Raw genomic sequence first — 2,088 nt, 5'->3', positions numbered from 1 at the left:
ACCGAAGACCGCCTGATCGAGATCATCAAGGCGTATAATTATCTGAAGACGGTCGTGCGGGAGGCCTAGGCGGCGACCTCGGGGAAGGACAGTTCGCAAACCAGTCCTTCCGGCTTCCACTGCCGGGTAACCTTTCCTCGCAAGGTCCGGATGATGCCATCGATCGCGCCGACCCCGAAGCCCCTGCGCGTCGGCGGCGCGTTGACCCGGGGACCGCCGCTCTCCGACCAGTGCAGCACGAGGGGCTCTGCATCATTGGTCGCCCAGCGGATCTCCAACGTGCCCGAAGGCGTCGACAGCGACCCGTATTTGGCAGCGTTGGTCGCCAGCTCATGCAGCGCGACTGCGATCGACTGGGCGAGGGTCGGCGGCAGATGGACGTCGTCTCCCGCGATCCTGATCCGCTCGCCGTCCCGGCTTGCGTAGGGCCGCAGTTCCTCTTCGACGATGGTCTTCAGATTCGCGCCAGTCCAGCGCGAGGCCGAGAACAGCCTCTGCACGTTGGCAAGGGCGCTGAGCCGGCCCTGAAACGCGGCCTGGAACTCTTCTGCGGTGTCTGCCTTCGTCAGCCGCAGCATCGCCTGAGCCACTGCGAGCAGATTGTTCGAACGATGGTCGACCTCGGAGGTGAGGAGCATCATCCGCTGCTCGGCCTGCTTGCGGGCCGTGATGTCGACCAGCATGTTCACCGCCCCAACCAATCGGCCGCGTTTGTCGCGCAGCGGCGTCGGATACGGCATGAAGCAGATCCGGGAGCCGTCCGGCCGTTCGGCCACGGCTTCGACGTCGCGCACGGGCCGGTTCTGCCTGAGCGCGATGGCCATCGGGCATTCATCGTGGGGGAGCGGCGTTCCGTCAGGCAGGTAGAGCTTCCATGTCACGCACCACATCTCGCCGATCTTTGGCGTGCGTCCGGCAAAATCGACGCAGGCGCGATTGAAGAATGTGATGCGGCCGTCTGCGTCGGTCGTGTAGACCGCGGCGGGCAACGCCTGGAGCAAGTCGCGAAAGCGCCTTTCGGAATCGGCGTCGGCCTCGCTCCGGCTCGTCGCATAGCTGGCGGCGATCTCGCCGATCCTGGCCTCGTCCGAATGTCCTAACAAGTCCAGCATAGCGTTCCTGATCTACCGGGGGCAGATAGGTAAGTCGCCAGGCGCTCGGGTGTTCCTGCATGGCCGCCAGTCCGTCCTCGCAATCACGGTCTCTTGCGGCGTGTTGCGCTGGCGCGGTTAGCCAAGCAGCCGGCCCGGATGGAGCGTCGGCGCCATCCGGGCTTTCTCGCACGGCGATCGGCTTCCCCGGATTACGCTTCGCTCCATCCGGGCCACTGCATCATTCTTCTGGCATCGCCCCGACATACGACGAACTCGGCCGGATCAGCCGTCCCGTGCGCTGCTGTTCGCGGGCATGTGCGGTCCACCCCGCGGCGCGCGCCACCGCGAAGATCGGCGTGAACGCCTGCCTTGGAATCGCCAGCGCATCGAGCAGGATCGCGGTGAAGAACTCGACATTGGTCTCCAGCGGCCGCTCCGGGTTCTTCTTGCGCAGCGCGGCGCGGATATAGGCCTCGACCTCGCCGGCGAAGGGCAGGTCGGCTCCGTTGGAGGCGAGGGCCTCGATCGCGGTCTTCAGCACGTCGGCGCGCGGATCGCGCACGCGATAGACGCGATGACCAAAGCCCATCATGCGCTCGCCGCGCGCCAGCGCCGCATCCACCCAGGGCTGGATCCGCTCGCGCGAGCCGATCGCATCGAGCATTTCCAGCACCGGCTCCGGCGCGCCGCCATGCAAGGGACCGGTGAGCGCGCAATAGCCGGCGGTGACGGCCGCGAACAGGTCGGCCTGGGTCGAGGCCACCACGCGCGTTGTGAAGGTTGAGGCGTTCATGCCGTGGTCGCAGACGGTGACGAGATAGGCATCGAGCGCCGTGACCTCGCGAGAGGCCGGCGCGCGCCCATGCAGCATGCGGAGCGTGTCGGCGGCGTGGCTCGCGCTCGGATCGGGGGCGACCGGCTCCAGCCCCTTGGCGCGCCGGACCAGCGCGCCTGAAATCACCGGAAACGCGCCGACGATGGTCGCCTCATGTTC

2 protein-coding genes and 1 pseudogene are annotated in these 2,088 nt (G+C 67.0%); 1 reads left to right on the top strand and 2 read right to left on the bottom strand.

The features are described from left to right. Positions 1–69 (top strand): annotated as a pseudogene (locus AC1D00_RS38235) (molecular chaperone DnaJ); the annotation flags it as partial. Here the strand turns inward: AC1D00_RS38235 and AC1D00_RS38230 are convergent. Further along, the gene (locus AC1D00_RS38230) at positions 66–1,112 is read right to left on the bottom strand and encodes a sensor histidine kinase (RefSeq protein ID WP_135174898.1); all 1,047 of its coding nucleotides are present in this window, start codon (positions 1,110–1,112) and stop codon (positions 66–68) included. The pseudogene AC1D00_RS38235 and the gene AC1D00_RS38230 overlap by 4 nt on opposite strands. Positions 1,113–1,332: 220 nt before the next feature. Next, a partial coding sequence (locus AC1D00_RS38225; protein WP_477014237.1) for a citrate synthase occupies positions 1,333–2,088 on the bottom strand: 756 nt, incomplete at its 5' end.

The sequence above is a fragment of the Bradyrhizobium sp. P2_E8 genome (genome assembly GCF_056403875.1).
The sequence above is the reverse complement of the archived record's forward strand: the minus strand, read 5'-3'. Positions and strand labels throughout refer to the sequence as shown.